At 65.6% G+C, this 23,012-nt stretch carries 23 protein-coding genes; 11 read left to right on the top strand and 12 right to left on the bottom strand.

Going from position 1 to position 23,012, the window contains the following annotated elements; translation table 11 throughout:
- Positions 1 to 68 precede the first annotated feature (68 nt).
- The 5 genes from VNM24_05505 (at position 69) to VNM24_05485 (ending at position 4,949) form a co-directional block, all read left to right on the top strand.
- Positions 69 to 1,265, top strand: a complete 1,197-nt coding sequence (locus VNM24_05505; GenBank protein HWQ38059.1) for a branched-chain amino acid ABC transporter substrate-binding protein — start codon at positions 69 to 71, stop codon at positions 1,263 to 1,265.
- A 75-nt stretch (positions 1,266 to 1,340) separates the two neighbouring features.
- A complete protein-coding gene (locus tag VNM24_05500; protein HWQ38058.1) occupies positions 1,341 to 2,270 on the top strand; it encodes a branched-chain amino acid ABC transporter permease in 930 nt (309 codons plus the stop codon).
- Positions 2,270 to 3,397: an ABC transporter ATP-binding protein gene (locus VNM24_05495; protein HWQ38057.1), complete on the top strand. Its 1,128-nt coding sequence runs from the start codon at positions 2,270 to 2,272 to the stop codon at positions 3,395 to 3,397. Before VNM24_05500 ends, VNM24_05495 begins: the two co-directional genes overlap by 1 nt.
- 68 nt (positions 3,398 to 3,465) lie before the next feature.
- Positions 3,466 to 4,245, top strand: coding sequence for an ABC transporter ATP-binding protein (locus VNM24_05490; GenBank protein ID HWQ38056.1), 780 nt, complete (start codon positions 3,466 to 3,468; stop codon positions 4,243 to 4,245).
- On the top strand, positions 4,242 to 4,949 hold the full coding sequence (locus tag VNM24_05485; protein HWQ38055.1) for an ABC transporter ATP-binding protein: 708 nt from the start codon (positions 4,242 to 4,244) through the stop codon (positions 4,947 to 4,949). The genes VNM24_05490 and VNM24_05485 overlap by 4 nt, the downstream gene beginning before the upstream one ends.
- 131 nt (positions 4,950 to 5,080) lie before the next feature.
- Here the strand turns inward: VNM24_05485 and hemF are convergent, their stop codons facing one another.
- The 10 genes from hemF to VNM24_05435 all read right to left on the bottom strand — a co-directional run bounded on the left by hemF (position 5,081) and on the right by VNM24_05435 (position 15,079).
- Positions 5,081 to 6,013 carry an oxygen-dependent coproporphyrinogen oxidase gene (gene hemF, locus VNM24_05480; GenBank protein ID HWQ38054.1) on the bottom strand — a complete coding sequence of 311 codons (933 nt, stop codon included), beginning with the start codon at positions 6,011 to 6,013 and terminating at the stop codon, positions 5,081 to 5,083.
- Positions 6,010 to 7,293 (bottom strand): phosphoribosylamine--glycine ligase, encoded by a 1,284-nt coding sequence (gene purD / locus VNM24_05475; protein ID HWQ38053.1) that lies wholly within the window; start codon positions 7,291 to 7,293, stop codon positions 6,010 to 6,012. Before purD ends, hemF begins: the two co-directional genes overlap by 4 nt.
- Positions 7,294 to 7,301: 8 nt before the next feature.
- Positions 7,302 to 8,864, bottom strand: a complete 1,563-nt coding sequence (gene purH, locus VNM24_05470) for a bifunctional phosphoribosylaminoimidazolecarboxamide formyltransferase/IMP cyclohydrolase (protein HWQ38052.1) — start codon at positions 8,862 to 8,864, stop codon at positions 7,302 to 7,304.
- Positions 8,865 to 8,949: 85 nt separating this feature from the next.
- Positions 8,950 to 9,186, bottom strand: a complete 237-nt coding sequence (locus VNM24_05465) for a helix-turn-helix domain-containing protein (protein HWQ38051.1) — start codon at positions 9,184 to 9,186, stop codon at positions 8,950 to 8,952.
- Positions 9,183 to 10,190 carry a tRNA dihydrouridine synthase DusB gene (gene dusB, locus VNM24_05460; GenBank protein ID HWQ38050.1) on the bottom strand — a complete coding sequence of 336 codons (1,008 nt, stop codon included), beginning with the start codon at positions 10,188 to 10,190 and terminating at the stop codon, positions 9,183 to 9,185. The genes VNM24_05465 and dusB overlap by 4 nt, the downstream gene beginning before the upstream one ends.
- 70 nt (positions 10,191 to 10,260) lie before the next feature.
- The gene (locus VNM24_05455; protein ID HWQ38049.1) at positions 10,261 to 11,424 is read right to left on the bottom strand and encodes an FAD-dependent monooxygenase; all 1,164 of its coding nucleotides are present in this window, start codon (positions 11,422 to 11,424) and stop codon (positions 10,261 to 10,263) included.
- Entirely contained in the window at positions 11,421 to 12,731 is a 1,311-nt protein-coding gene (pepP, locus tag VNM24_05450) for a Xaa-Pro aminopeptidase (protein ID HWQ38048.1), read from the bottom strand. The genes VNM24_05455 and pepP overlap by 4 nt, the downstream gene beginning before the upstream one ends.
- A 22-nt stretch (positions 12,732 to 12,753) precedes the next feature.
- Entirely contained in the window at positions 12,754 to 13,380 is a 627-nt protein-coding gene (locus tag VNM24_05445; GenBank protein HWQ38047.1) for an FMN-binding negative transcriptional regulator, read from the bottom strand.
- The gene (locus VNM24_05440; GenBank protein HWQ38046.1) at positions 13,377 to 14,084 is read right to left on the bottom strand and encodes a nucleotidyltransferase family protein; all 708 of its coding nucleotides are present in this window, start codon (positions 14,082 to 14,084) and stop codon (positions 13,377 to 13,379) included. Before VNM24_05440 ends, VNM24_05445 begins: the two co-directional genes overlap by 4 nt.
- Before the next feature lie 2 nt (positions 14,085 to 14,086).
- Positions 14,087 to 15,079, bottom strand: coding sequence for a phosphotransferase (locus tag VNM24_05435; protein ID HWQ38045.1), 993 nt, complete (start codon positions 15,077 to 15,079; stop codon positions 14,087 to 14,089).
- Positions 15,080 to 15,223: 144 nt separating this feature from the next.
- Between VNM24_05435 and VNM24_05430 the strand changes: the two genes are divergently transcribed.
- The 3 genes from VNM24_05430 to rsmA are packed head-to-tail and all read left to right on the top strand — an operon-like array spanning position 15,224 to position 19,553.
- A complete protein-coding gene (locus VNM24_05430; GenBank protein ID HWQ38044.1) occupies positions 15,224 to 17,362 on the top strand; it encodes an LPS-assembly protein LptD in 2,139 nt (712 codons plus the stop codon).
- Positions 17,363 to 17,418: 56 nt separating this feature from the next.
- On the top strand, positions 17,419 to 18,726 hold the full coding sequence (locus VNM24_05425; protein ID HWQ38043.1) for a peptidylprolyl isomerase: 1,308 nt from the start codon (positions 17,419 to 17,421) through the stop codon (positions 18,724 to 18,726).
- On the top strand, positions 18,723 to 19,553 hold the full coding sequence (gene rsmA, locus VNM24_05420; GenBank protein HWQ38042.1) for a 16S rRNA (adenine(1518)-N(6)/adenine(1519)-N(6))-dimethyltransferase RsmA: 831 nt from the start codon (positions 18,723 to 18,725) through the stop codon (positions 19,551 to 19,553). The genes VNM24_05425 and rsmA overlap by 4 nt, the downstream gene beginning before the upstream one ends.
- On the opposite strand, the gene gloA is transcribed toward rsmA, so the two are convergent.
- Together gloA and VNM24_05410 are read right to left on the bottom strand one after the other, a co-directional pair.
- Positions 19,534 to 19,920: a lactoylglutathione lyase gene (gene gloA, locus VNM24_05415; protein HWQ38041.1), complete on the bottom strand. Its 387-nt coding sequence runs from the start codon at positions 19,918 to 19,920 to the stop codon at positions 19,534 to 19,536. The two genes, rsmA and gloA, sit on opposite strands and share 20 nt — an antisense overlap.
- An 11-nt stretch (positions 19,921 to 19,931) precedes the next feature.
- Complete coding sequence (locus tag VNM24_05410) at positions 19,932 to 20,120, bottom strand: rubredoxin (GenBank protein HWQ38040.1); 189 nt, start codon at positions 20,118 to 20,120, stop codon at positions 19,932 to 19,934.
- 44 nt (positions 20,121 to 20,164) lie between these two features.
- On the opposite strand from VNM24_05410, the gene VNM24_05405 reads away from it, so the two are divergent.
- Genes VNM24_05405 through hemL form a run of 3 tightly spaced genes read left to right on the top strand, consistent with a single transcriptional unit; the run spans position 20,165 to position 22,954 of the window.
- A complete protein-coding gene (locus VNM24_05405; protein HWQ38039.1) occupies positions 20,165 to 21,022 on the top strand; it encodes a hydroxymethylpyrimidine/phosphomethylpyrimidine kinase in 858 nt (285 codons plus the stop codon).
- Positions 21,006 to 21,668, top strand: coding sequence for a thiamine phosphate synthase (gene thiE, locus VNM24_05400; protein ID HWQ38038.1), 663 nt, complete (start codon positions 21,006 to 21,008; stop codon positions 21,666 to 21,668). Before VNM24_05405 ends, thiE begins: the two co-directional genes overlap by 17 nt.
- A gap of 2 nt (positions 21,669 to 21,670) precedes the next feature.
- Entirely contained in the window at positions 21,671 to 22,954 is a 1,284-nt protein-coding gene (hemL, locus tag VNM24_05395) for a glutamate-1-semialdehyde 2,1-aminomutase (protein HWQ38037.1), read from the top strand.
- Positions 22,955 to 23,012: the final 58 nt, after the last annotated feature.

The following is a 23,012-nucleotide window of genomic DNA, read 5'->3' as shown; positions in this document are numbered from 1 at the left end:
AACGGTCGCGGCGCTGGCCGATAATCGAAGAGGGTTTGCGCGGCCGTTGCTCATCCAAGGAGAAGAACATGGACATCGAACGTCATGGCGTTACGCGGCGCGTACTCGCCGCCGTCTGTTCAGTCGCCGTCGCGGCAGTTCTGGGTGCTTGCGGAAAGAAGGAAGAGCAGCCCGCTACTACGGACGGCACGACTTCGGCGCTGGAGCGAGTGGTCAAGATCGGGCACGCGGGACCGCTCACCGGACCGATCGCGCACTTGGGCAAGGACAACGAGAACGGGGTGAGACTGGCCATCGAAGAAGCCAACGCCGCCGGCTTGGTGATCGGCGGAGAAAAGATCCGGTTCGAACTGATCTCGGAGGATGACGAGGCCAACCCGCAGAAGGGCACGGTGGTGGCGCAGAAGCTGGTGGACGCCAAGGTAGCCGGCGTGATCGGCCACCTGAACTCCGGCACCACCATCCCCGCCTCCAAGATCTATCACGACGCAGGCATTCCGCAGATCTCGCCATCGGCCACCAACGTCGATTACACCCATCAGGGGTTCAAGACCGCATTCCGCGTGATGGCGAACGACGCGCAGCAGGGCAAGGTGCTGGGCGAATACGCGGTGAAGAAGCTCGGTGCGAAAAAGATCGCCGTGATCGACGACCGTTCCGCCTACGGCAAGGGCCTGGCCGACCAGTTCGAAGCGGCGGCGAAGACCGCCGGCGCGCAAATCATCACACGCGAGTTCACCGATACGACCAAGACCGACTTCACCGCCATCCTGACCAGCATCAAAGGCAAGCGCCCCGACCTGATCTTCTACGGCGGGATGGACTCGCAGGCCGGCCCGATGATGAAGCAGATCAAGAATCTCGGCGTCAGGGCGATCTACCTTGCCGGCGACGGAGTGCAGACCACGCAGTTCCTGACGCTGGCCGGGCCGGAGGGGGAATCGGCCTATGCTTCTTCGCCGGGCGTGCCGCTGGACAAGATGCCGGGCGGCAAGGAGTTCGCCGAGAAGTATCAGAAGCGGTTCAATCAGCCGATCCAGCTCTACGCGCCGTACGCCTACGACGCGATGAACGCGATGATCGAGGCGATGAAAGCAGCCGACTCGGTGGATCCGGCGAAGTATCTGCCGGCGCTCGCTTCGATCCAGTACCAGGGCGTCACCGGCCTGGTGCAGTTCGACGAAAAAGGCGACATCAAGGGTGGCAGCATCTCGCTCTACCAGGTCAAGAACAACAAGTGGGAATATCTGGAAACGGTCGGCTGAGCGGGACCGTCGCTATATCGGACTGACAAGAAAACGGCGCCTCGCGGCGCCGTTTTTTTGCAAGCGGGCGCAGCCATGGACATCTTCCTGCAACAGGTGCTCAACGGCCTGGTTCTGGGCAGCGTGTATGCGCTGGTCGCGCTCGGCTACACCATGGTGTACGGCATTCTCGGCCTGATCAACTTCGCGCACGGCGAAGTGGTCATGATCGGCGCCATGGTGGCCCTCACGGTGCTCAACGGGCTCGCTGGCGCCGCCATCGGCGCGCCGCCGCAGGTGGTCATCGCCGCCGCGCTGGCCGCGGCGATCGCGGTGTGCATGGGCTTGTCATTCTCCATAGAGCGCGTGGCCTATCGGCCGTTGCGGCGCGCGCCGCGCCTGGCGCCGCTGATCACCGCCATCGGCGTGTCGATCCTGCTGCAGAACATCGCGATGCTGATCTGGGGACGGCAGTACCACACCTTCCCCCGCCTGCTTCCCCCGACGCCGCACAACATCGCCGGCGCCACCATCACGGACCTTCAGATCGGGATCATGGTCGTGTGCGCAGTCATCATGGGCGGTCTTCTCGTCCTGGTTCAGCGCACACGGCTCGGACGGGCGATGCGCGCCACGGCGGAGAATCCCACGGTGGCCGGACTGATGGGCGTGAACATCAACCGGATCATCTCCGCCACCTTCGTGATCGGCGCTGCGATGGGTGCGGTGGCCGGCGTCCTGGTAGCCGCCAACTACAGCATCGCCCACTACTCGATGGGATTCACCTTGGGCTTGAAGGCGTTCACCGCCGCAGTGCTGGGCGGAATCGGCAACCTGGGCGGCGCCATGCTCGGCGGCCTGCTGCTCGGCCTCATCGAGAGCATCGGTGCCGGGTACATCGGAGATCTCACCGGAGGATTCCTCGGCAGCCACTATCAGGATGTGTTCGCCTTCCTGGTGCTGATCACGGTCCTCGTGTTCCGGCCCACCGGCCTGATGGGCGAGCGCGTGGCGGAGCGCGCCTGATGGGGTTCTGGCGGCAGCGGGTGACGGCCTGGAAGCGCGACCGGCGCGTGTTGTGGCTGGGTTACGTGCTCGTCGCGCTGGCGCTTGCGCTGCTGCCCTTCGCGATCGACACCACCATCGGCCGCACCTGGGTGCGCGTACTGGACTTCGCGCTGCTCTACGTCATGCTGGCGCTGGGGCTGAACATCGTCGTCGGGTTCGCCGGATTGCTCGACCTGGGCTACATCGCCTTCTACGCGGTCGGCGCCTACACCTGGGCGCTGCTCGCCTCGCCACAACTGGGGCTGCATCTGCCTTTCTGGATGATCCTGCCGCTGGGCGCGGGGCTGGCGGCTCTGTTCGGCGTGCTGCTGGGCGCGCCGACCTTGCGGTTGCGTGGCGATTACCTGGCGATCGTCACCCTCGGTTTCGGCGAGATTATCCGCATCTTCCTGAACAATCTGGATCATCCGGTCAACATCACCAACGGGCCGATCGGCATCAACCGGATCGACCCGATCTCGGTCGTCGGCTTCGAACTCACGCGCACCCACGAGATCTTCGGCATCACGTTCTCGGGCGCGCATCTGCACTACTACGTATTCCTGCTGGCCGCGCTGGCCAGCATCTTCATCTGCATCCGGCTGGAGGACTCGCGCATCGGGCGCGCCTGGATCGCCATTCGCGAAGACGAGATCGCCGCGCAGTCCATGGGCATCAACACACGCAACGTGAAGCTGCTCGCCTTCGCCATGGGCGCGACGTTCGGTGGCGTGGCGGGCGGACTCTTCTCCAGCTTCCAGGGATTCGTCAGTCCGGAGAGCTTCATCCTGCTCGAATCCATCATGGTCCTGTGCATGGTCGTGCTGGGCGGCATGGGACATGTAGCCGGCGTCGTGCTCGGCGCTCTGCTGCTCGCCACCCTGCCGGAGGTGTTGCGCCACACCGCCTCGCCCGTGCAGCAGCAACTGTTCGGCGAGGTCATTCTCGATCCGGAAAGCCTGCGCATGCTGCTCTTCGGCCTGGCGCTGATTCTGGTGATGCTGCTGCGCCCGGCAGGGCTGTGGCCGTCACCCACGCGCAAGCGCGAATTCGCCGACGCCGAGCGTCAGGCGACGGGTCGGACGGGCGCAGCAGCGACCGGCTGAGGACCGCAACCGCCGATGCGCGGCGCTCGAAACTGGAAGGATCGTCCCGTCTGGCGCGGAGCCGTGCGATGAGCACCGCAAGCGAAGCGCTGCTGGAAGCCAAAGGGATCGATAAACGGTTCGGCGGCGTCGTCGCGCTGTCCGGCGTTTCCCTGGGGATCCGCCGCGGAGAAATCTTCGGGTTGATCGGTCCGAACGGCGCGGGCAAGACCACGCTGTTCAACGTGCTGACCGGCCTGTACCGGCCGGACGCAGGAAGCTTCGCGTTCGCCGGTCGCAACCTGATTGGACTGAAGCCGCACCAGGTGGCGATGGCAGGTATCGCGCGGACGTTCCAGAACATCCGCCTGTTCGGCAACATGACGGCGATCGAAAACGTCATGGTGGGGCGCCACGCGCGTACGCGGGCCGGCGCGCTGGGCGCGATCCTGCGCACGCCCTCCACTCTGGCCGAGGAACGCGACATCCGCCGCCGTGCGAAGGAGCTGCTCGATTACGTCGGCATCGGCCAGCACGCGAATGCGCTTGCCAAGAATCTTCCCTACGGCGATCAGCGCCGCCTGGAAGTGGCGCGCGCGCTCGCCACCGAGCCGAAGCTGCTGGCCCTGGACGAGCCGGCGGCCGGAATGAACGCTACCGAGACCGCGGCCCTGCGAAAACTCCTGGAACGCATCCGCGACGACGGCATCACGGTGCTGCTGATCGAGCACGACGTGAAACTGGTGATGGGCCTGTGCGATCGCGTGGCGGTGCTCGACTACGGCAAGAAGATTGCGGAAGGCACGCCACCCGAGGTCCAGTCCGATCCGGCGGTGATCCAGGCCTATCTCGGCGGCGCCCTGCCATGAGCCTGCTCGAAGTGCACCGGCTGCATGTGTCTTACGGCGGAATCAATGCCGTCAAGGGCATCGACCTGAAAGTGGACGCGGGGGAAATGGTCGCGGTCATAGGCGCCAACGGAGCGGGGAAGACGACCACCCTGAAGGCCATCTGTGGACTGCTTCCACACGGCGGGCGTGTCCGTTACCAGGGCGAGGATGTCTCGAGCGCGGCGCCATATGAGTTGGTGGAGCGCGGTTTGTCGATGGTGCCGGAAGGCCGCGGCGTGTTCGGCCGGCTCACGGTGGAAGAGAATCTGGAAATGGGCGCCTATCTGTGCCGCGACAAGGCGCTGATCCGTGCGGGGTTGGGGCGAGTGTACGGTCTGTTTCCGCGGCTGAAGGAACGGCGCAATCAGACAGCTGGAACGCTGTCTGGAGGGGAGCAGCAGATGCTGGCGATCGGTCGCGCGCTGATGAGCAACCCCAAGCTTCTGTTGCTAGACGAGCCGTCGATGGGGCTGGCGCCCATGATGGTCGAGCGGATTTTCGAAACCGTGCGCGGCATCTCGCGCGAAGGGGTCACCGTGCTGCTAGTGGAGCAGAACGCCAAGCTGGCGCTGGAGATCAGCCACCGCGGATACGTGATGGAGAGCGGCCAGATCGCGCTGTCCGGCCCTTCGGCCGAGCTGCTCGACAACCCGCAGGTGCGAAAGGCCTACCTCGGCGAGTAGCGTCTGAGGGGCGAACCGCCAGTAACGCTGAGTCACCGTAAAGACACTGCAGAGGTTTTGCGCTTTCCGGGCACCTGCGGTGCCTTGGCGTCCGTAGCGACGGGTCGCGCGGCCGGTCCAATTCCGCGCGGTCAGACCCAGTCCCTGGGCACCAGGAACCCCTCGTACAAGCGTGCTTCGGGCGAGCCGGGCGCCGGCTTCCAGTCGTAGCGCCACTTCACTAGGGGCGGCAGCGACATCAGGATCGACTCGGTGCGCCCGCCGGATTGCAGGCCGAACAAGGTGCCGCGGTCGTACACCAGGTTGAACTCGACATAGCGGCCGCGGCGGTAGGCCTGGAAATCGCGTTCCCGCTCGCCGAACGGGTGGGTTCTGCGCCGCTGCGCGACTGGCACATAAGCTTCCTCGAAATGGTCCGCCACGCTGCGCGCCAGCGCGAAGCAGGTCGCGAAGTCCGGCTCGTTGAGATCGTCGAAGAAGATCCCGCCGATACCGCGCGGCTCGTTGCGGTGCTTAAGAAAGAAGTAGCGATCGCACCAAGCCTTGAACCTCGGGTAGTAGTCCGGCCCGAACGGGCGCAAGGCCTTGCTGCACGTGGCATGGAAATGGATCGCGTCTTCCTCGAAGCCGTAGTAAGGCGTCAAATCCATGCCACCCCCGAACCACCAGATCGGTTGACTGGATGCGGCGTCCGCGGCTTGCGCAACCGGAGAGCGCGCGACAAAGCAGCGCACGTTCATGTGGACGGTGGGAACAAAGGGGTTGCGCGGGTGCAGCACCAGCGACACGCCCATTGCCTCGAACGAGCGTCCGGTCAGCTCGGGACGCGACGCGTTCGCCGATGGGGGCAGCTGGGCGCCCTGAACGTGCGAGAAGTTCACGCCGCCGCGCTCGAACAGATCACCCTCCTCGATCACGCAACTGAGGCCGCCCCCACCCTCGGGCCGCTCCCAGGCGTCGCGCCGAAAAGCCCTGCCATCCAGGGCTTCGAGGCACGCCACGATGCGCTCCTGCAGACCGGTCAGGTACTGCCTGACCGCAGCGGTGTCCACTGGCGCGCTCACAGCGTACTCTTTCTGGCACCGATCGCGCGATAGCCGATGTCGCGCCGCATCTGACGCCCCGCGAAGTGGATTCGCTCGGCGATCTCGTAGGCGCGGCGCTGCGCGGCGCGAACGCTGTCGCCCAGCGCGGTGACGCACAGCACGCGCCCCCCGCTCACCACGACTTTGCCGTGCAGCAGGGTGGTACCCGCGTGGAATACATGGAAGTCTTCGCCGTCGAGCGGCAGTCCCGTGATCTCGTCGCCCTTGCGCGGATTGTCGGGATAACCCTCCGCCGCCAGCACCACTCCCAGTGCCACGCGGCGATCCCACTGGGCCTCAACGTGGTCCAACCGCCCCTCGACGGCATGCTCGAGCAGGGTGAGCAGGTCGCTTTTCAGCCGCATCATGATGGGCTGCGCCTCGGGATCGCCCATCCTGCAGTTGAACTCGAGTACTTTCGGAGTGCCATCCGGCGAGATCATCAGTCCTGCGTAGAGAAATCCGGTGTAAGGCGTACCCTCCTGCTCCATGCCGGCGATCGCCGGCTGGATGACTTCACGCATCACCCGGGCGTGAAGCGCCGGGGTGACGATGGGCGCCGGCGAATACGCCCCCATGCCGCCGGTGTTCGGTCCGCGATCACCATCGAGCAGGCGCTTGTGATCCTGGCTCGAAGCCAGCGGCAGGGCACGCCTGCCGTCGACCATGACGATGAAACTGACTTCTTCGCCTTCCAGGAAATCCTCCACCACGACGCGTGCGCCGGCGGCGCCCATCTTGTTGTCGACGAGCATCATGTCGATGGCGGCATGGGCCTCGTCCGCGGTCATTGCCACGACGACCCCTTTGCCGGCCGCCAGACCGTCGGCCTTCACCACGATGGGGGCCCCGCGCCGACGCACGTAGTCGTGCGCGGGACCGGGTTGCGAGAAAGTCCGGTAACCGGCCGTGGGAATTCCGTGCCGGGCCATGAACGCCTTCGCAAAGTCCTTCGAGCTCTCCAGCCGTGCGGCCGCTCGCACGGGACCGAAGATCCGCAGACCCGCCGCGCGGAAAGCATCGGCTACCCCTTCGGCGAGCGGCGCTTCCGGGCCTACGACGGTCAGCGCGACGGATTCCTGCTTCGCGAATGCGACAAGTTCCTGCGCGCCTCCCGGCGCGACGTTGAACAGGCCGTCTTCGCGCGCCGTGCCGGCGTTACCCGGCGCGACGTAGACGCGCGAGACGCGAGGCGAGCGCGACAACCGCCAGGCAATGGCGTGTTCACGCCCGCCGCTGCCGATGACGAGAAGATTCATGAGTCGATCTAGTGCCGGAAGTGGCGCACGCCGGTGAAGACCATAGCGATACCGTGTGCGTCGGCGGCCGCGATCACCTCCTCGTCGCGCACGCTCCCGCCGGGCTGGATGATGGCGATCGCGCCGGCGCGGGCGATCACGTCCACACCATCGCGAAACGGGAAGAAAGCGTCCGACGCCACCACCGAGCCCTGAAGCGAGAGGCCGGCGTTCTCGGCCTTGATCGTAGCGATGCGCGCCGAGTCCACACGGCTCATCTGGCCGGCGCCGATCCCCAGCGTCCGCCCGTCGCCGCAAAAGACGACGGCGTTGGACTTCACGAACTTCGCCACGCGCCAGGCAAAGAGCAGGTCGGCCAACTGCGCCGCCGTGGGTGACTTGAGGGTCACGACCTTCAGTTCGGCGGCGCCGACGTTGCGCGCATCCGGCGTTTGCACCAGCAAGCCGCCCCCGACCCTCTGGTAGTCGAAGTCGTTGACTCCCTGACCGTCGGGAACTTCCAGCACGCGGACATTCTGCTTGTGCGCGAGCACATCTCGCGCGGCCACCGACACCTTTGGCGCGATGATCACCTCGACGAACTGCTGGCCCACCGCTTCCGCCGCCGGTCCGTCCAGTTCACGGTTGAAGGCGATGATTCCGCCGAAAGCGGAGACGGGGTCGGTCGCAAAAGCGCGGCGATAGGCCTCGACCGGCGAATCCGCGACCGCCGCGCCGCAAGGGTTGGCGTGCTTGACGATCACGCAGGCGGGCTGCTCCAGCGTCTTGACGCATTCCCAAGCAGCGTCGGCGTCGGCGATGTTGTTGTAGGACAGTTCCTTGCCTTGCAGTTGAACGTAGCCGGCCAGCGTACCGGCCGGCGGGGCAAGGTCGCGATAGAACGCGGCGCTCTGGTGCGGGTTTTCCCCGTAGCGCAGGTCCTGGACCTTGGTGAAGCTGACGTTGAACTGCCCGGGATAGCCCAGCCGCCTGCCGTTGCTGTCGACCGCGGTCAGGTAATTGCTGATTGCGCCGTCATACGCTGCCGTGTGGGAAAAGGCCTTCTGCGCCAGGCGAAACCGGGTCTGCGCGCTGATCGCTCCACTGGCGGATTCCATTTCGGCGATCAGAGCGGGGTAGTCGGCCGGATCAGTCACCACGGCCACGTGCTGCCAGTTCTTGGCCGCAGCCCGGACCATCGTCGGACCGCCGATATCGATGTTTTCGATCGCTTCTTCGAGCGTGCACTGTGCTCTGACAACGGTCTGCACGAATGGATAGAGGTTCACGACGACGAAATCGATCGTCGGAATGCCGGCACGTTGCAGGGCTTGCATGTGTTGGGCAAGGTCGCGCCGCGCCAGGATTCCCCCGTGTACCTTGGGATGGAGCGTTTTCACACGGCCGTCGAGCATCTCCGGAAAGCCCGTATAGTCGCTCACTTCGGTCACTGGGACGCCCGCCGCGCGCAGCAGTTTCGCCGTGCCGCCCGTGGACAGAACGTCCACGCCAAAACGACCCAGCGCGCGCGCAAAATCCACGATACCAGTCTTGTCGGAAACGCTGACGAGCGCCTGTCTGCGTGTGCTCATGCTCTTCCTGGCTCAGTCTGCAGAAAACAAAACCGCCCGCGATCGTCGCGGGCGGCGCTTCTCATACGGAAAGTTCTGACGCGACCTACTTGATGCCGTAAGCCTTCATCTTCTTGCGCAGCGTGTTGCGGTTCATGCCGAGCAGCTGCGCGGCCTGGGTCTGGTTCCCGGCGACGCGATGCAGCACGACCTCGATCAGCGGCTTTTCGACCGAGCTGATCACCATGTCGTAGATTGCGCAGGGCTTCTCCCCGTCCAGGTCGCGAAAGTATCCATCCATCGCTCTGCGCACGTAGCGGGCAATTTCATTGTCGTTGATCATGCTGCGAGTTCCGTGACGTATGCCAGGCGTTCGCCCTGTTCGGCAAGCCCGGCGAAGAAAGCGTCGACCGCGGCCAATTGCGCGTCGGCGCCCTCGAGCTTGTTCATGTTCTGCCGGAAAGCCTCGGCCCCCGCGAGACTTTTCGTGTACCAGCCGATGTGCTTGCGCGCCACACGCACACCGAGGCACTCGCCGTAAAACGCGTAAAGGTCCTGCAAATGCTCGACCAACACGCGGTGAATCTCCGCCACGCGCGGCGCGGGAAGCTCCCGCCCGGTCTGAAGAAAGTGCTCGATCTCCCGGAAAATCCAGGGCCTTCCCTGGGCCGCACGGCCGATCATGAGTGCGTCGGCCTGCGTGTGATCAAGCACTTGCTTGGCTTTGCGCGGTGAATCGATGTCGCCGTTGGCGACGACGGGAATTCTAACGCTCGATTTGACTTCGGCAATCGTGTCGTACTCGGCCAGTCCGTTGTAGGCGTCTTCGCGCGTGCGTCCATGAATGGCGATGGCGCGCACCCCGGCCGATTCCGCCATTCTTGCCACGCGCACCGCATTGCGCTCCTGCCGGCTCCATCCGGTCCGGATCTTCAGCGTCACCGGTCGATCGACCGCGCCAACCACCGCGTCGAGGATGCGGCCGACCAGCGGCTCGTCGCGCAGCAGCGCGGAACCGGCGGCGACGTTGCACACTTTCTTGGCCGGGCAACCCATGTTGATGTCGACGATCTGCGCGCCGCGGTCGACGTTGTAGCGCGCCGCCTGCGCCATCATGCCGGGATCGGCGCCGACGATCTGAACCGAGACGGGATCGGGCTCGCCCTCGTGGTCCGCGCGCCTCCGAGTCTTTTCGCTGCCCCACAAGGCGCTGTTCGACGCGATCATTTCGGACACGGCCAGAGCAGCGCCCAGACGCCTGCACAGTCGTCGGAACGGCCGGTCGGTCACGCCGGCCATCGGTGCGACGATCAACTTGCCGATGAGCGAGTATTGACCGACCTGCATGACTGACACGCGCCACAAGAGGGGCGCCATTGTAGCGCAACAGCCGGATGGCCAACGCCCTCGTCGAGTGTCAGGCTGCAGTGCCGAAGATCATGCGGCGCATCAGGAAGCGCCTGGCGGGAGGCAGCAGGTCGAGCAGTGCGATCCCGAGACCGCGCGCCTGTTCGATGACCGGAAAGTCGTTGGAGAAGATTCGCGTCAGCAGATCGGTGGCCGTGATTCCGGCGATGCGGTCGATGCGCCGCGAACGGCCGTATCGGGCCAACAGCGCCGGTATCCCGGGATCGCTGACGGCGCCCCTTCGCAGCAGCCGTGCCAGCTCCCAAGTGTCGCGCAGCCCAAGGTTGAACCCCTGCCCGGCAATCGGGTGCAACATCTGCGCGGAGTTGCCGAGCAGCACGATGCGATCGCGCACGATCCGGCGCGCAAAGCGCAGGCTCAAGGCAAACGCGGCGCGGCTGCGCACCGAGACAAAGCGCCCGGCGCGGTCCCCGAAGTGCTGTTGCAGCATCACAAGGAACTGCCCATCGGACAGGGAAATCAGGTGCGGCGCGGCCTCGGGCCGGCAAGTCCACACCAAGGCGAACTCGTCGCTGGAGGGCAGCAACGCGACCGGTCCGTGCGGCGTGAAGCGCTCGTAGGCGCGGTTGCCGTGGGCGCTCGCGCTTTGAACCATCCCGACCACAGCGGCCTGCGCGTAATCGCGCATGCAAAATCCCGCGCCGGCTTGCTGCCCGAGGGAGGTTGCTCCGTCGGCGATGACCGCCAGGCGCGCGCGGAGGACGACCTCGCCCTCGTCGCTGCTGCAATGGACGCACACCGCGTCGAGCGCCGGCGCCAGCCGGGTCACACGGGTGCCGAAACGCACCTCGACCCCGCTGCGGTCGAGCACCGCGAACAGCGCCTCATGCAGGGCGGCGAAAGGCATCACGTACCCCAGCGCTTCCAAGCCGACGTCCGCGGCCTGGAGCAGCGCGCGCCCGAACGCGCCTTGCTGCGAAACGTGAATGCCGACGATCGGCGTCACGGGGTCGATCGCGGACCAGGCGCCGATGCGTTCGAGAATCAACCGGCTGGCGAACGACAGCGCAAGCGTCCTGCCGTCCGCCGCCGCGCTGCGGCCGGAACGCGCTTCCAGCACGACGCACTGGAAGCCACCGCCGCGCAATGCCGCCGCGAGCGCGCAGCCGATCGGCCCACCCCCGATGATCGCGATGTCGCAGCGATCGTTCATGCAGCCGCCCCGCGCATCACCGACTCGATGTCGGCGATGGCCTTCGGTGCTTCCGCCGTCAGGATTTCGCAACCGGAATCGGTCACCAACGCGTCGTCCTCGATGCGCACGCCGATGTTCCAGAACGGCTGAGGCACGTCGTCGGCTGGCCGCACGTAGCAGCCCGGCTCGACCGTCAGCACCATGCCCGGCTCCAGCTTCAGCCACGCCCCGTCACGCTTGTAGTCACCGGCGTCGTGCACGTCCATGCCCAGCCAGTGCCCGGTGCGGTGCATGAAAAAGCGCCGATACTCGCCGGTCTCGATGATCGCGTCCGCGCTTCCCTTGCACAGCCCGAGGTCGATGAGACCGCGCGCGAGCACGTTCACGGCGGCCCGATGCGGGTCTTCCCACTCATTGCCCGGTCGCACCTGCTCGATGGCCGCCGCTTGCGCGGCCAGCACCAGCTCGTAGATGTCGCGCTGCGGCCCGGAGAACCTGCCGTTCACCGGAAAGGTGCGCGTGATGTCTGAAGCGTAGCCATCGACTTCGCAACCGGCATCGATGAGCAGCAAGTCTCCGTCCTTGAGCTGCGCGGCGTTGGCTACGTAGTGCAGCACGCAGGCATTGGGGCCGGCCGCCACGATCGGCGTGTATGCCGGAGCCTGTGCGCCGTGGCGCCGGAACTCGTGCAACAGCTCCGCTTCGATCTCGAACTCGTGCAGCCCGGGACGCGCGGTCTGCATCGCCCGTCGGTGCGCGCGCGCGGAGATCTGCGCGGCCCGGCGCATGAGCTCGATCTCCCCGGCGTCCTTGCGCAGCCGCATGTCGTCGAGGTGCGCCCGGACATCCTTGATTTCTCTGGGGGCGGTGATGCCGGAACGGACGCGGGCGCGGACCTGGTTGATCCAGCCGATGACTCGCGCATCCCAGGCGCTGTCCTCGCCGATGCTGCAGAAGACTGCGGGCTGGTTGGCCAGAAGCTGCGGCATCATTTCGTCCAGTTTGGCGATCGGGTGCGCCTCGTCGAGCGCGAAAGCCGCGCGCGCCCCGTCGGGACCGAAGCGAAAGCCGTCCCACACCTCGCGGTCCGGATCGCGCTCCCGGCAGAACAGAATGGAGCGCGCGGGAGGACCGGCGACGATCACCAGTACCGCTTCCGGTTCCGGGAAGCCGCACAAGTAGTAGAAGTAGCTGTCGAAACGATAGGGGTAATGCGCGTCACGGTTGCGAATGCGTTCCGGCGCGGTGCGCACGATCGCCACCCCCGCGCCCATCTGTTCGGCAAGCCGCTCGCGGCGCCGCTGGTAGGTCAGAAGCTTGTCCATGATCAGCAGGGTATGACCGGGGTCATCCGGTACCGGTTTGCTCGCCCTCGCGCATCAGCTCGGCCACTTCGCGCGCCGCGTCCGAGCCCACGGCCTGCAGCGCGGCGATCACGCGCGGGCGGTCGTCGGCCGGCCGGTTCTGCGAGAGCTTGAACTTGCCGTCGATGCTGGCGATCGGCACTTCGAAGCCCACGATTCCACGGAGCATGGCATCGAAATACTCGCGCGGCAGCCGCATCGGCCAGGGATCTGTGTCGCCCTCCGCCGCGGCGACCAGATCGGCGAGCAGGCGCTCCAGGTCCTGCGTCGTGGTGAGCACCCGCGGGCGCCCTTCCACATGCACGGTGGCGTAGTTCCATGTCGGCACGCTCGGATGATTCCCATACCACTTCGGTGACACATAGTGGTGGGGACCATGGAAGACGACCAGCGCATCGCGGCCCTCGTCGAAGACTTTCCAATGCGGGTTGGCACGCGCCATGTGTGCGCGCAGCACCCTGCGACGGCGGTCGAGAAGAAAAGGCAGGTGCGACACCCAGGGCGTGCCGTCGCGGGCGACGCAGATCAGGGTGGCGAACCGGCAGCGCTCGATCAGCGCGAACAGCCGCGCCTCATCGCGTTCGCGGAAGACTTCAGGCACATAGATCATCGGATTCGCTCCCTGAGCATCGCGTCGAGTTGTTCGAGGCGTTGCGGCGTGCCCACGTCGATCCAGAACCCGCGATGGTGCTCCGCGCTCGCTCTGCCCGCCTCGATGGCACCTGCGATCAGCGGCGCGAGCGGGTGCCTGCTGCCGGGCACGATTCCTTCGAACAGCTCGCGGCGGTAGGCACCGATCCCGCTGAAAGTCAGCCTGCGCGTGGCCTGGGCCTTCGGCGCTCCTTCCTCGAAACAAAAGTCGCCGCCCGGATGATGCGGGGGGTTGTCGACCAGGACCAGGTGAGCCAGGACCGCCGGGGCGGATGCCATCGCCGCGACCCGCGCCGCGAGCCTGTGGTAGTCGTAGTCGGTGTAGACGTCGCTGTTGACGACGGCAAAGCTGTCTGCGGCGATCAACGGCAGGGCAAGCCGGATGCCGCCGGCGGTCTCCAGCGGTTCACCTTCCGCCGAATAGCGGATCTCCAGACCCCAGCGCCGCCCGTCGCCGAGCGCGGTCTCGATCATCTGGCCGAGATGAGCGTGGTTGATCACGATACGGCGAAAGCCGGCCCGGGCCAGCTTGTCGAGCTGGTATTCGACGATCGCCTTGCCGCCGGCCTTCAGCAGCGGCTTGGGCACGTGGTCGGTGAGCGGGCGCATGCGTTCTCCGCGGCCCGCCGCCAGGATCATCGCCGTCCTTTGCGAAGCCCCCATGCTCAGAAGCTCAGGCCGACCTGCCGCGCCCGATTCTCGAGCTGATCGAACAGGCGCAGCAGCGGCGCAAGGGCGTCGTATCTGCCCGCACACGCGCGCACGTAACGGACGAAGCGCGGCGTGTCCTCCAGATACCCTGGCTTGCCGTCGCGGTAGCGAATGCGCGCAAAAATGCCCAGCACCTTCAGGTGGCGCTGCAAGCCGGTCCACTCGAACTCACGGTAGAACTGCGCGAAGTCCTCGCGTACCGGCAGCCGCGCCGCGCGCGCCTTTTCCCAATAGCGGATAGTCCAGTCGAGCACTCTGTCTTCATCCCAGCTTATGAAGGCATCGCGAAACAGCGAGACGATGTCGTAGGCGATCGGGCCGCAGACGGCATCCTGGAAATCGAGGACGCCGGGGTTGGGTTCGCTCAGCATCAGGTTGCGCGGCATGAAGTCCCGATGGACGAACACAGCCGGCTGTCGGGTGGCGTTCTCCGTCAGAAGGCGAAAGATCGATTCCAGGGCAGCCTGCTGAGCGGCGGTGAGCTCGATGCCGAGATGGCGGTGCACGTACCAGGCCGGGAACAGCTCCAGCTCGCGCCGCAGCAGCGCCTCGTCGTAAGGCGGCAGTACGCCCGGGCGGGTGGCGCTTTGCCAGCGCAGCAGCGCATCGACGGCATCGCCGAACAGCGCGTCGGCGTTGGCCTCGTTCAGCGCTTCGAGATACGTAGTGCTCCCCAGGTCGGAGAGAAGAAGGAATCCCCGTTCGATGTCCTGGGCGAGGACGCGCGGTACATGCACGCCCGCCTCGGCCATCAGTTGCGCGACCTTGACGAACGGCCGGCAATCCTCCCGAGCCGGAGGCGCGTCCATCGCGATCAGCGTCTCTTCGCCGAAGCGCACGCGGAAGTAGCGGCGGAAACTGGCGTCGGCCGAGGCCGAAGCAAGCGTGAAATTTCTACCGGGAATCTGCTCGGCGATCCAGCGCTCGAGCGCGGCGGCACGGTCCAACGCGGTTTTGCCGATCGTCGTTTAGAATCAGCGCGATTCTAACATTAGGCCTATCCACAGCCTGGAATGCGTTTGCGTTTGCGTCTGTGTCGCCTCGCCGTATTTGTGGTGCTGTCAACCTGCGTCCCTGCCCTTTCCCAGGAATTGGGACTCAAGCTCAAGCTGCAACGTGAGCTGATCCCCTATTCAGTGGAGGACGACGAGCCCACGCCGATCTTTCTCGAGGCCGACCGTGTACAGGGTCGCGTGCAGCGGGAACTGGAAGCCGAAGGCGCCGTGCGGCTGCGAAAGCGCGGAGAGGCGGTCTTTGCGGATTACCTGCGCTACTCATTCCAGCACGAAACGCTCGAGGCGAGCGGGCGGCTGCGCTTCGAGTACCGCGGCAACGTCGTGCAGGGCGAAAGCCTGCGCTACAACCTGCGCGATGGAACCGGAGTGATCGAGAAGCCGAGCTACTACATCCTCGACCTCGATGCGCACGGAAAAGCGGAAAGGATGATCGCGGAAAGCCGGACCCGGTTTCGAGTGGAGAAGGCGACCTACACCAACTGCGAGGTCGGAGACGACGACTGGTACCTGCGCGTGAGCCGGCTGGAAGTCGACCGCGCGCGCGACCTGGGCGTGGCCCGCAACGCCAGCGTGGTATTCAAGGGGGTGCCTCTGCTGTATTCGCCCTACCTGGATTTTTCGCTGAGCGGCAGCCGCAAGAGCGGCCTGCTCGCGCCGTCGATCGGACAGACCGCCCAGAGCGGATTCGAGTATACGCAGCCCTATTACTGGAACATCGCCCCCAACCGCGACGCCACGATCGCGCCCAGGTTCCTTTCCCGGCGCGGCGTCCTGTTCAACGGCGAGTTCCGCTATCTCGAGCCGAGCTTCAACGGCGAGTGGCGCGCAGAGTGGCTTCCCAACGACCGGATTCGGGAGGACAACCGCTACGGCTACCTACTCAACCACCGGCACGACTTCGGCCATGGCTTCTCCGGCAGCATCAACTACCAGGGTGTATCAGACGACGCCTATTTCATCGATCTGAGCGACAAGATCGCTGTGACCTCGATCACGAACCTGCCGCGCGAGGGCGGGCTTTCGTACAACGGTCAGTGGTGGAACGTCAATGCCCGGGTGCAGAAGTTCCAGACCCTGCAGGACCCGTTGGCGCCGGTGGTACCGCCTTACGAACGGCAGCCGCAGATCACCCTGTTCGCCGACCGCCAGCTCACGGCCTACCTCGGCGTCAACGCCACCGGCGAGCTGGTCCACTTCCGCCATCCCACGCTACTCAACGCGCGGCGAGAGATGCTCTATCCGAGCGTGAGCGTGCCGCTGGAGACTGCGTTCTTCTACCTGACGCCGAAAGCCGGCTATCACTACACGCGCTATTCCTTCGCCGATGACGCGCAGGCGCCGGAGGTGCGCGCGCTGCCGATCTACAGCGTAGACAGCGCCGTTACCTTCGAGCGCGATGCCCGGCTGTTCGGACGCGACTATCTGCAAACGCTGGAACCCAGGCTCTACTACGTCTATATCCCGTTCAGACGCCAGGATCAGTTGCCGGTCTTCGATACCGCGGTGGCCGACTTCAACCTTGCGCAGATCTTCACCGAGAATCAGTTCAGCGGAGGCGACCGGATCAACGACGCGAACCAGGTGACCGCCGGGGTAACCAGTCGTTTCATCAACGCCGCAAACGGAGCGGAACTGCTGCGCCTGATCTTCGCGCAGCGCTACTTCTTCGACGAGCAGCAGGTGACGCTGAACACAGCGCCGCGCTCCGCGGACCGCTCCGACGTGCTCGCCGCCGTGAGCGGCTCCGTGACGGCGGCGTGGAGCGCGGAACTGGGGCTGCAGTACAACGCGTCGGCCGACCAGATCCAGAGGAGCAACTTGAGCCTGCGTTACCGGCCGCAGGGCGGCCGAGTGCTCAATCTCGGCTATCGATTCACGCGCGACTCGCTGGAGCAGGCGGATCTTTCCGCGCAGTGGCCGCTGTCGCAGAAGTGGACCGCGCTAGCCCGCTGGAGCCATTCCATTCCCGAGAAGCAGCTCTTAGAGGGTCTGGCCGGGCTTGAGTACAATGCCGGGTGCTGGGCCGCACGTTTCGTCGCCCATCGATTCGTCAGCGGCACGGAAGACTACGTCACCTCGTTTTTCGTCCAGCTCGAGTTGACCGGCGTGTCGCGCATCGGGCCCAACCCGCTCGACGTGCTGCGACAGAACATCAGCGGCTACCAGTCGAGCCTGCGGCCGGCCTCCGAGCGAAATGCCTTTCCGGGCTACTGATGGGAGCGAGGCCGGCGCGCCGCTCCGGTCGCGCTCGAACTTGAACTTACACTGCCATGCGATTGATTGCCTTTGCGGTTCTGCTGGTCGCGAGTCTAGAAGTACGCGCCCAGAATGCGCCATTGGCCGCGCAACCGGTGCTCCTGGATCGAGTGGTCGCCGTCGTCAATAGCGAGGTCGTGACCAAGCTCGAGCTCGAAGAACAGGTAAAAATGGCCGCGATGCAGCTCAGGCGGCAGGGCGCGCCGCTGCCCTCCGATGACGTGCTGGAACGGCAGGTCTTGGAGCGCATGGTCACCTCGCGCGTGCTTGCGCAGGCGGCGAGGGAAAGCGGTTTGCGCGTCGACGACACACAGCTGCAGCGGGCGCTGCAGCGCATCGCCGAGGATAGCAAGCTCACGCTGGACGGGTTTCGCGAGGCGATCGAGAACGACGGCGTGGACTTCTCGCGATTCCGCGAGGAGATCAGAAACGAGATATTGATTTCCCGTCTGAAGGAACGCGAGGTCGACAGCAGGATCGTGATCACGGAAGCCGAGATCGACAGCTATCTGCGCAACCAAGCCGCTCAGGGCGACCGGGACGACGAATACAACCTCGCGCACATCCTCATCCTGGTTCCGGAAGAAGCGACCCCGGAGCAGATACAGGCGAAAAAGGCGGTCGCCGAACGGGCGCTCGCGCAACTGAAAGGCGGGACGGATTTCAGGCAGGTGTCCGCCAGCTTCTCGGATGCCCAGAACGCGCTGGAGGGCGGCGTGCTCGGGTGGCGCCCGGCCGGACGGCTTCCGCAGCTGTTCGTCGATGCCGTGAGAAGTCTGAACGTCGGTGACGTGAGCCCGATCCTGCGCAGCTCGAACGGCTTTCATATTCTCAAGCTGCTGGACAAACGCGGCAACCGCAGTCCGGTGATCGTGCAGCAGACCCACGTGCGCCATATCCTAGTACGGAGCAATGAGGTCGTGTCGGAAGCCGAAGCCAGACAGCGCCTGGCCGATCTGCGCGAGCGGGTCGTGCTCGGCAACGCCGACTTCGGCGAATTGGCGCGGCTGCATTCCGAGGACGCGAGCGCCGTGCGCGGAGGCGATCTGGGCTGGGTCTCCCCAGGGGAAACGGTTCCGGACTTCGAGCGCGCCATGGATGCCTTGCAGGTCAACGAAATCAGCGAGCCGGTACGTTCACCGTTCGGCTGGCACCTGATCCAGGTGCTGGGACGGCGCACCGAGGACTTGTCGGGCGAGCGACAGCGAATGGCTGCCCGTCAGGCCATTCGCCAGCGTAAGGCGGAGGAGGCCTATCAGGAGTGGGTTCGCCTGCAGCGCGACAGGGCCTATGTCGAATACCGGATCGAAGAGCGCCAATGAGCGCGCCAGGCCTTGCGCCTAGCTCCGTGCTCCCCCACCCTCCGCACAGGCCGCGCCGGCGCTTCAGCCAGAACTTCCTGGTCGACCGCGACGTCGTCCGGCGCATCGTCGAGGCGATCGACCCTCGCCCGGGTGACACGGTGGTCGAAATCGGTCCGGGGTTGGGGGCGCTCACCACCCCGCTGTTGGAGCGGCTGCCGGTTCTCCACGCCGTGGAAATCGACCGTGATGTCGCAGCCTCGCTGTTCCAGCGCTTTTCGCCGGAGAAGCTGCGGCTGCACGTCGGCGACGCGCTGGCGTTCGACTTCTCGTCGCTGGGGGAGGCGTTGCGGGTGGTGGGTAACCTGCCGTATCACATCTGCACGCCGCTTCTGTTCCGCATCGACCGGCTGCACGCCGGGGTGAGGGACTGCCACTTCATGCTGCAGAAGGAAGTCGTCGAGCGCATGGCGGCGCGACCCGGTTCTCCCCAGTACGGGCGGCTCAGCGTGATGTTGCAGTATCGCTGGGGCATCACGTCCCTTTTCGATGTGCCGCCTGAGGCATTCCGGCCCAGGCCCAAAGTGTGGTCTTCGGTCGTCCGGCTCGTGCCCCACGCGCAACTGCCGTGCCGCGCGGTGGATGAAGCGATGCTTGCTCGGTTGGTCGGCGCAGCGTTTGCGCAACGTCGCAAGACGCTGCGCAACGCGCTGCGCGCCCTGCTGGACGAGAAGGCCATCGCCGGCTGCGGAGTCGATCCGCGCCTGCGCGCAGAGACGCTGGAGGTTGTCCAGTTCGTGCGACTCGCGGACGCCGCGGCAGCGCAAATCAGCGCTTCCTCTGGATGAATTCGATCTTGTAGCCGTCGGGGTCCTCGACGAACGCGATCACCGTGGTTCCGTGCTTCATGGGCCCGGCTTCCCGGGTGACCTTGCCGCCGCGCTTCTTGACTTCCTCGCAGGCCTTGTAGGCGTCGTCGACTTCGATCGCGATGTGCCCGTAGCCGTTGCCGAGATCGTACCTAGCCGTGTCCCAGTTGTGGGTCAGCTCGAGCACGGCTTCGCGCTCCTCGTCGCCGTAACCGACGAACGCGAGCGTAAAGCGGCCCTCGGGATAGTCTTTCTGTCGCAACAGCTTCATGCCGAGAACCTGTGTGTAGAAGTCGAGCGAGCGTTTCAAATCGCCGACCCGCAGCATGGTATGAAGGATTCGCATGTGAAGGGCTCTCAGATTTCCACCAGTTCGAAGTCTTCCTTGCGGGCGCCGCATTCCGGACAGACCCAGTTCACCGGAACGTCTTCCCATCGCGTTCCGGGCGCGATACCTTCTTCCGGGAGCCCGGCGGCCTCGTCATAGATGAACCCGCAGACAAGGCACATGTAGGTCCTGTAGACGGTCGTCTCCGTGGTGGTCATGTTCGTGCGCGCGTTTCCGATAGAATGAGATTTTAAAGCGAACCTTGGCCCTTCCCGAAACCGCACCCGTGCAGGATGCTCCCCCGATCGTGTTGGTTTTCGCCGCGACCGATCCCAGCGGCGGCGCCGGGATTCAAGCCGACATCCTCACGTTGGCGAGCATCGGCTGCCACCCGTTGTCGGTGGTCACCGCGGTCACGGTACAGGACACCCTGGGCGTGGAAGACCTGATGCCGATCGAGGCCGAATGGGTCGCGGATCAGGCGCGGCGCGTGCTGGAAGACGTTGCGGTCTCGGCGTTCAAGATCGGGCTGCTCGGCAGCGCGGAAGCTGTGGCCGCAATCGCCGAGGTGGTGTCGGATTATCCTGAGGTGCCCCTGGTGCTCGATCCCGTGCTCGCCTCTGGACGCGGCGACCCCCTCGCCTCCGAGGACGTGATTTCGGCCACGCGCGAGTTGCTGATTCCGCAGACCACCGTGCTCACGCCGAACAGCCTGGAAGCCCGGCGCCTGGTGCAGGAAGACTCCGAGGAGAGCGAAGACATCGGCCTGGAAGAATGCGCACAGCGCATCCTGGGGCGAGGCTGCGAGTATGTGCTGATCACCGGCTCACACGAGAACACCCCACAGGTGATCAACACGCTCTACGACCGCGACGGCGTTGTAAGGCGCGACCACTGGGAACGTCTGCCGGGCGCCTATCATGGATCCGGATGCACTTTGGCCTCGGCGATCGCGGCCACCATCGCTCAAGGCTCGGACGTGCCGGAGGCGGTACGGGACGCCCAGGAGTACACGTGGCAGGCGTTGAGGCGCGCCTACCGCGCCGGCATGGGTCAACTCATACCCGACCGTCTGTTTTGGGCGCGCGAGGGCGAATCGGAAGATGGGGATTCGGATTGAGGGCGTCTACGCGGTCACGCCCGACAGCGACGACAGTGCCGAGCTGGTGCGCAAGGCGCGCGCGGTGCTGGCGGGCGGTGTTCGGCTGCTGCAGTACCGCAACAAATCTTCCGTTCCTGCTCGCAGGGTCGAGCAGGCCGCTATGCTGGCTGCTCTGTGTCGCGAATGGGAGGCCCGGCTCGTGTTCAACGACGACCCCGCGCTGGCCGCGTTGTGCGGCGCCGACGGCGTGCATCTCGGAATGCACGACGCTTCCATCGGCGCTGCGCGACGTGTCCTCGGGCCCGAGCGTATCATCGGCGTTTCCTGTTATGCCAGCCTGTCACGCGCGCTCCAGGCGCAGAGCACGGGGGCTGATTACGTCGCCTTCGGAAGTTTCTTCCCGTCGACGACCAAAGCCGGGGCACCACCGGCACCCCTCTCGCTCTTGCCGCAGGCACGAGCGCTCATCCGGTTGCCCATCGTGGCCATCGGCGGTATCACCGCTGAGAACGCAGCGGTCGTGGTCGAAGCCGGGGCCGATGCGGTCGCCGTCGTGAACGGCCTGTTCGGCGCGGCAGACATCGAGTCGGCGGCGCGCAGACTGCGCGAGGTTGTCGCCCAGGCAGCGCGCGCGCGGGACGCGAGAACCGAGTCGACCCGATAGCAATGCAAGGCAAGAACGAACTGCTGTTCCAGAAATCCCAGGCGCTCATTCCAGGCGGAGTGAACTCGCCGGTGCGCGCGTTCCGTGCCGTGGGAGGCACACCGCTGTTCTTCACCGCGGGACAGGGCGCTCGCGTCCGCGATGCCGACGGCAGAAGCTACATCGACTACGTCGGATCGTGGGGCCCGCTGATCCTCGGCCATGCGCATCCGGACGTGGTGCGCGCGGTCCAGGAAGCGGCCGCACGCGGATTGAGCTTCGGCACACCCACTGAAGCGGAACTGCAGATGGCCGAGTTGCTGACCGGCGCGCTGCCGTCGCTGGAACAGGTGCGGCTGGTCAGCTCCGGAACCGAGGCGACGATGACCGCGATCCGGCTCGCGCGCGGGTTCACGGGACGCTCGAAGATCGTCAAGTTCGAGGGCTGCTACCACGGCCATGCCGATTCGCTGCTGGTCAAAGCCGGTTCCGGGGCACTGACACTGGGACAACCCAATTCGGCCGGCGTGCCGGCCGAGACCGCGGCGCACACGCTGGTGCTCGACTACAACGACAGTGAAATGCTGGAACGAGCGTTCCGCGAACATGGCGACGCCATTGCGGCGGTGATCGTGGAGCCTGTGGCGGGCAACATGAATCTCGTCAAGCCCGCCCCGGAATTCCTGCAGACGATGCGCACGCTTTGCACGCGCCACGGTGCGGTGCTCATTTTTGACGAGGTCATGACCGGTTTTCGCGTCGGGCCGCGCGGCGCGCAAGGCCTGTTCGGAATTGCGCCCGATCTCACTACGCTGGGCAAGGTGATTGGCGGCGGCATGCCCATCGGCGCGCTCGGCGGCAGGCGCGACATCATGCAAAGAATCGCCCCGGTCGGACCCGTCTACCAGGCGGGCACGCTCTCGGGCAACCCCGTGGCGGTGGCGGCCGGGCTTGCGACGCTGCGCTTGGTGTCGAGCGACGAATTCTTCGTTCGCCTGGCTTCGCGCACCGCGCAGCTTGCAAGTGGCCTGGAGCAGCTTGCAAGGCAGGCAGGTATCGCGTTCAGCGCCCAGGCGGTTGGCGGCATGTTCGGGATCTACTTCCGCGCGCAGCCGCCACAGAGTTACGCGCAGGTGATGGAATGCGATCGAACCCGTTTCAACCGGTTTTTCCACGGCATGCTCAAGCGCGGGGTCTATCTCGCACCCTCCGCATTTGAAGCCGGCTTCGTGTCGGCCGCGCACGGGCCCGCTGAAATAAACGAGACCCTGGAAGCGGCGAGCCGCGTTTTCGCGGAACTCGCGTAGACGCCGGCGGCGGTCTAGCCGCGACGGGTCTTGACGGTGGGGTCGGCTTGCCGGCGCC

Source organism: Burkholderiales bacterium, from assembly GCA_035560005.1.
Lineage (GTDB): Bacteria > Pseudomonadota > Gammaproteobacteria > Burkholderiales > Eutrophovitaceae > DASRFY01.
Note: the sequence above shows the minus strand (reverse complement) of the source record. Positions and strands in the feature narration are given on the sequence as shown.

Excerpts from the sequence above, each read along its gene's own strand:
- VNM24_05505 (HWQ38059.1), top strand. The coding sequence starts at position 69 with ATGGACATCGAACGTCATGGCGTTACGCGGCGCGTACTCGCCGCCGTC.
- VNM24_05500 (HWQ38058.1), top strand. The coding sequence starts at position 1,341 with ATGGACATCTTCCTGCAACAGGTGCTCAACGGCCTGGTTCTGGGCAGC.
- VNM24_05495 (HWQ38057.1), top strand. The coding sequence starts at position 2,270 with ATGGGGTTCTGGCGGCAGCGGGTGACGGCCTGGAAGCGCGACCGGCGC.
- VNM24_05490 (HWQ38056.1), top strand. The coding sequence starts at position 3,466 with ATGAGCACCGCAAGCGAAGCGCTGCTGGAAGCCAAAGGGATCGATAAA.
- VNM24_05485 (HWQ38055.1), top strand. The coding sequence starts at position 4,242 with ATGAGCCTGCTCGAAGTGCACCGGCTGCATGTGTCTTACGGCGGAATC.
- purD (HWQ38053.1), bottom strand. The coding sequence starts at position 7,293 with ATGAATCTTCTCGTCATCGGCAGCGGCGGGCGTGAACACGCCATTGCC.
- purH (HWQ38052.1), bottom strand. The coding sequence starts at position 8,864 with ATGAGCACACGCAGACAGGCGCTCGTCAGCGTTTCCGACAAGACTGGT.
- VNM24_05465 (HWQ38051.1), bottom strand. The coding sequence starts at position 9,186 with ATGATCAACGACAATGAAATTGCCCGCTACGTGCGCAGAGCGATGGAT.
- dusB (HWQ38050.1), bottom strand. The coding sequence starts at position 10,190 with ATGCAGGTCGGTCAATACTCGCTCATCGGCAAGTTGATCGTCGCACCG.
- VNM24_05455 (HWQ38049.1), bottom strand. The coding sequence starts at position 11,424 with ATGAACGATCGCTGCGACATCGCGATCATCGGGGGTGGGCCGATCGGC.
- pepP (HWQ38048.1), bottom strand. The coding sequence starts at position 12,731 with ATGGACAAGCTTCTGACCTACCAGCGGCGCCGCGAGCGGCTTGCCGAA.
- VNM24_05445 (HWQ38047.1), bottom strand. The coding sequence starts at position 13,380 with ATGATCTATGTGCCTGAAGTCTTCCGCGAACGCGATGAGGCGCGGCTG.
- VNM24_05440 (HWQ38046.1), bottom strand. The coding sequence starts at position 14,084 with ATGGGGGCTTCGCAAAGGACGGCGATGATCCTGGCGGCGGGCCGCGGA.
- VNM24_05425 (HWQ38043.1), top strand. The coding sequence starts at position 17,419 with ATGCGATTGATTGCCTTTGCGGTTCTGCTGGTCGCGAGTCTAGAAGTA.
- rsmA (HWQ38042.1), top strand. The coding sequence starts at position 18,723 with ATGAGCGCGCCAGGCCTTGCGCCTAGCTCCGTGCTCCCCCACCCTCCG.
- gloA (HWQ38041.1), bottom strand. The coding sequence starts at position 19,920 with ATGCGAATCCTTCATACCATGCTGCGGGTCGGCGATTTGAAACGCTCG.
- VNM24_05410 (HWQ38040.1), bottom strand. The coding sequence starts at position 20,120 with ATGACCACCACGGAGACGACCGTCTACAGGACCTACATGTGCCTTGTC.
- thiE (HWQ38038.1), top strand. The coding sequence starts at position 21,006 with ATGGGGATTCGGATTGAGGGCGTCTACGCGGTCACGCCCGACAGCGAC.
- hemL (HWQ38037.1), top strand. The coding sequence starts at position 21,671 with ATGCAAGGCAAGAACGAACTGCTGTTCCAGAAATCCCAGGCGCTCATT.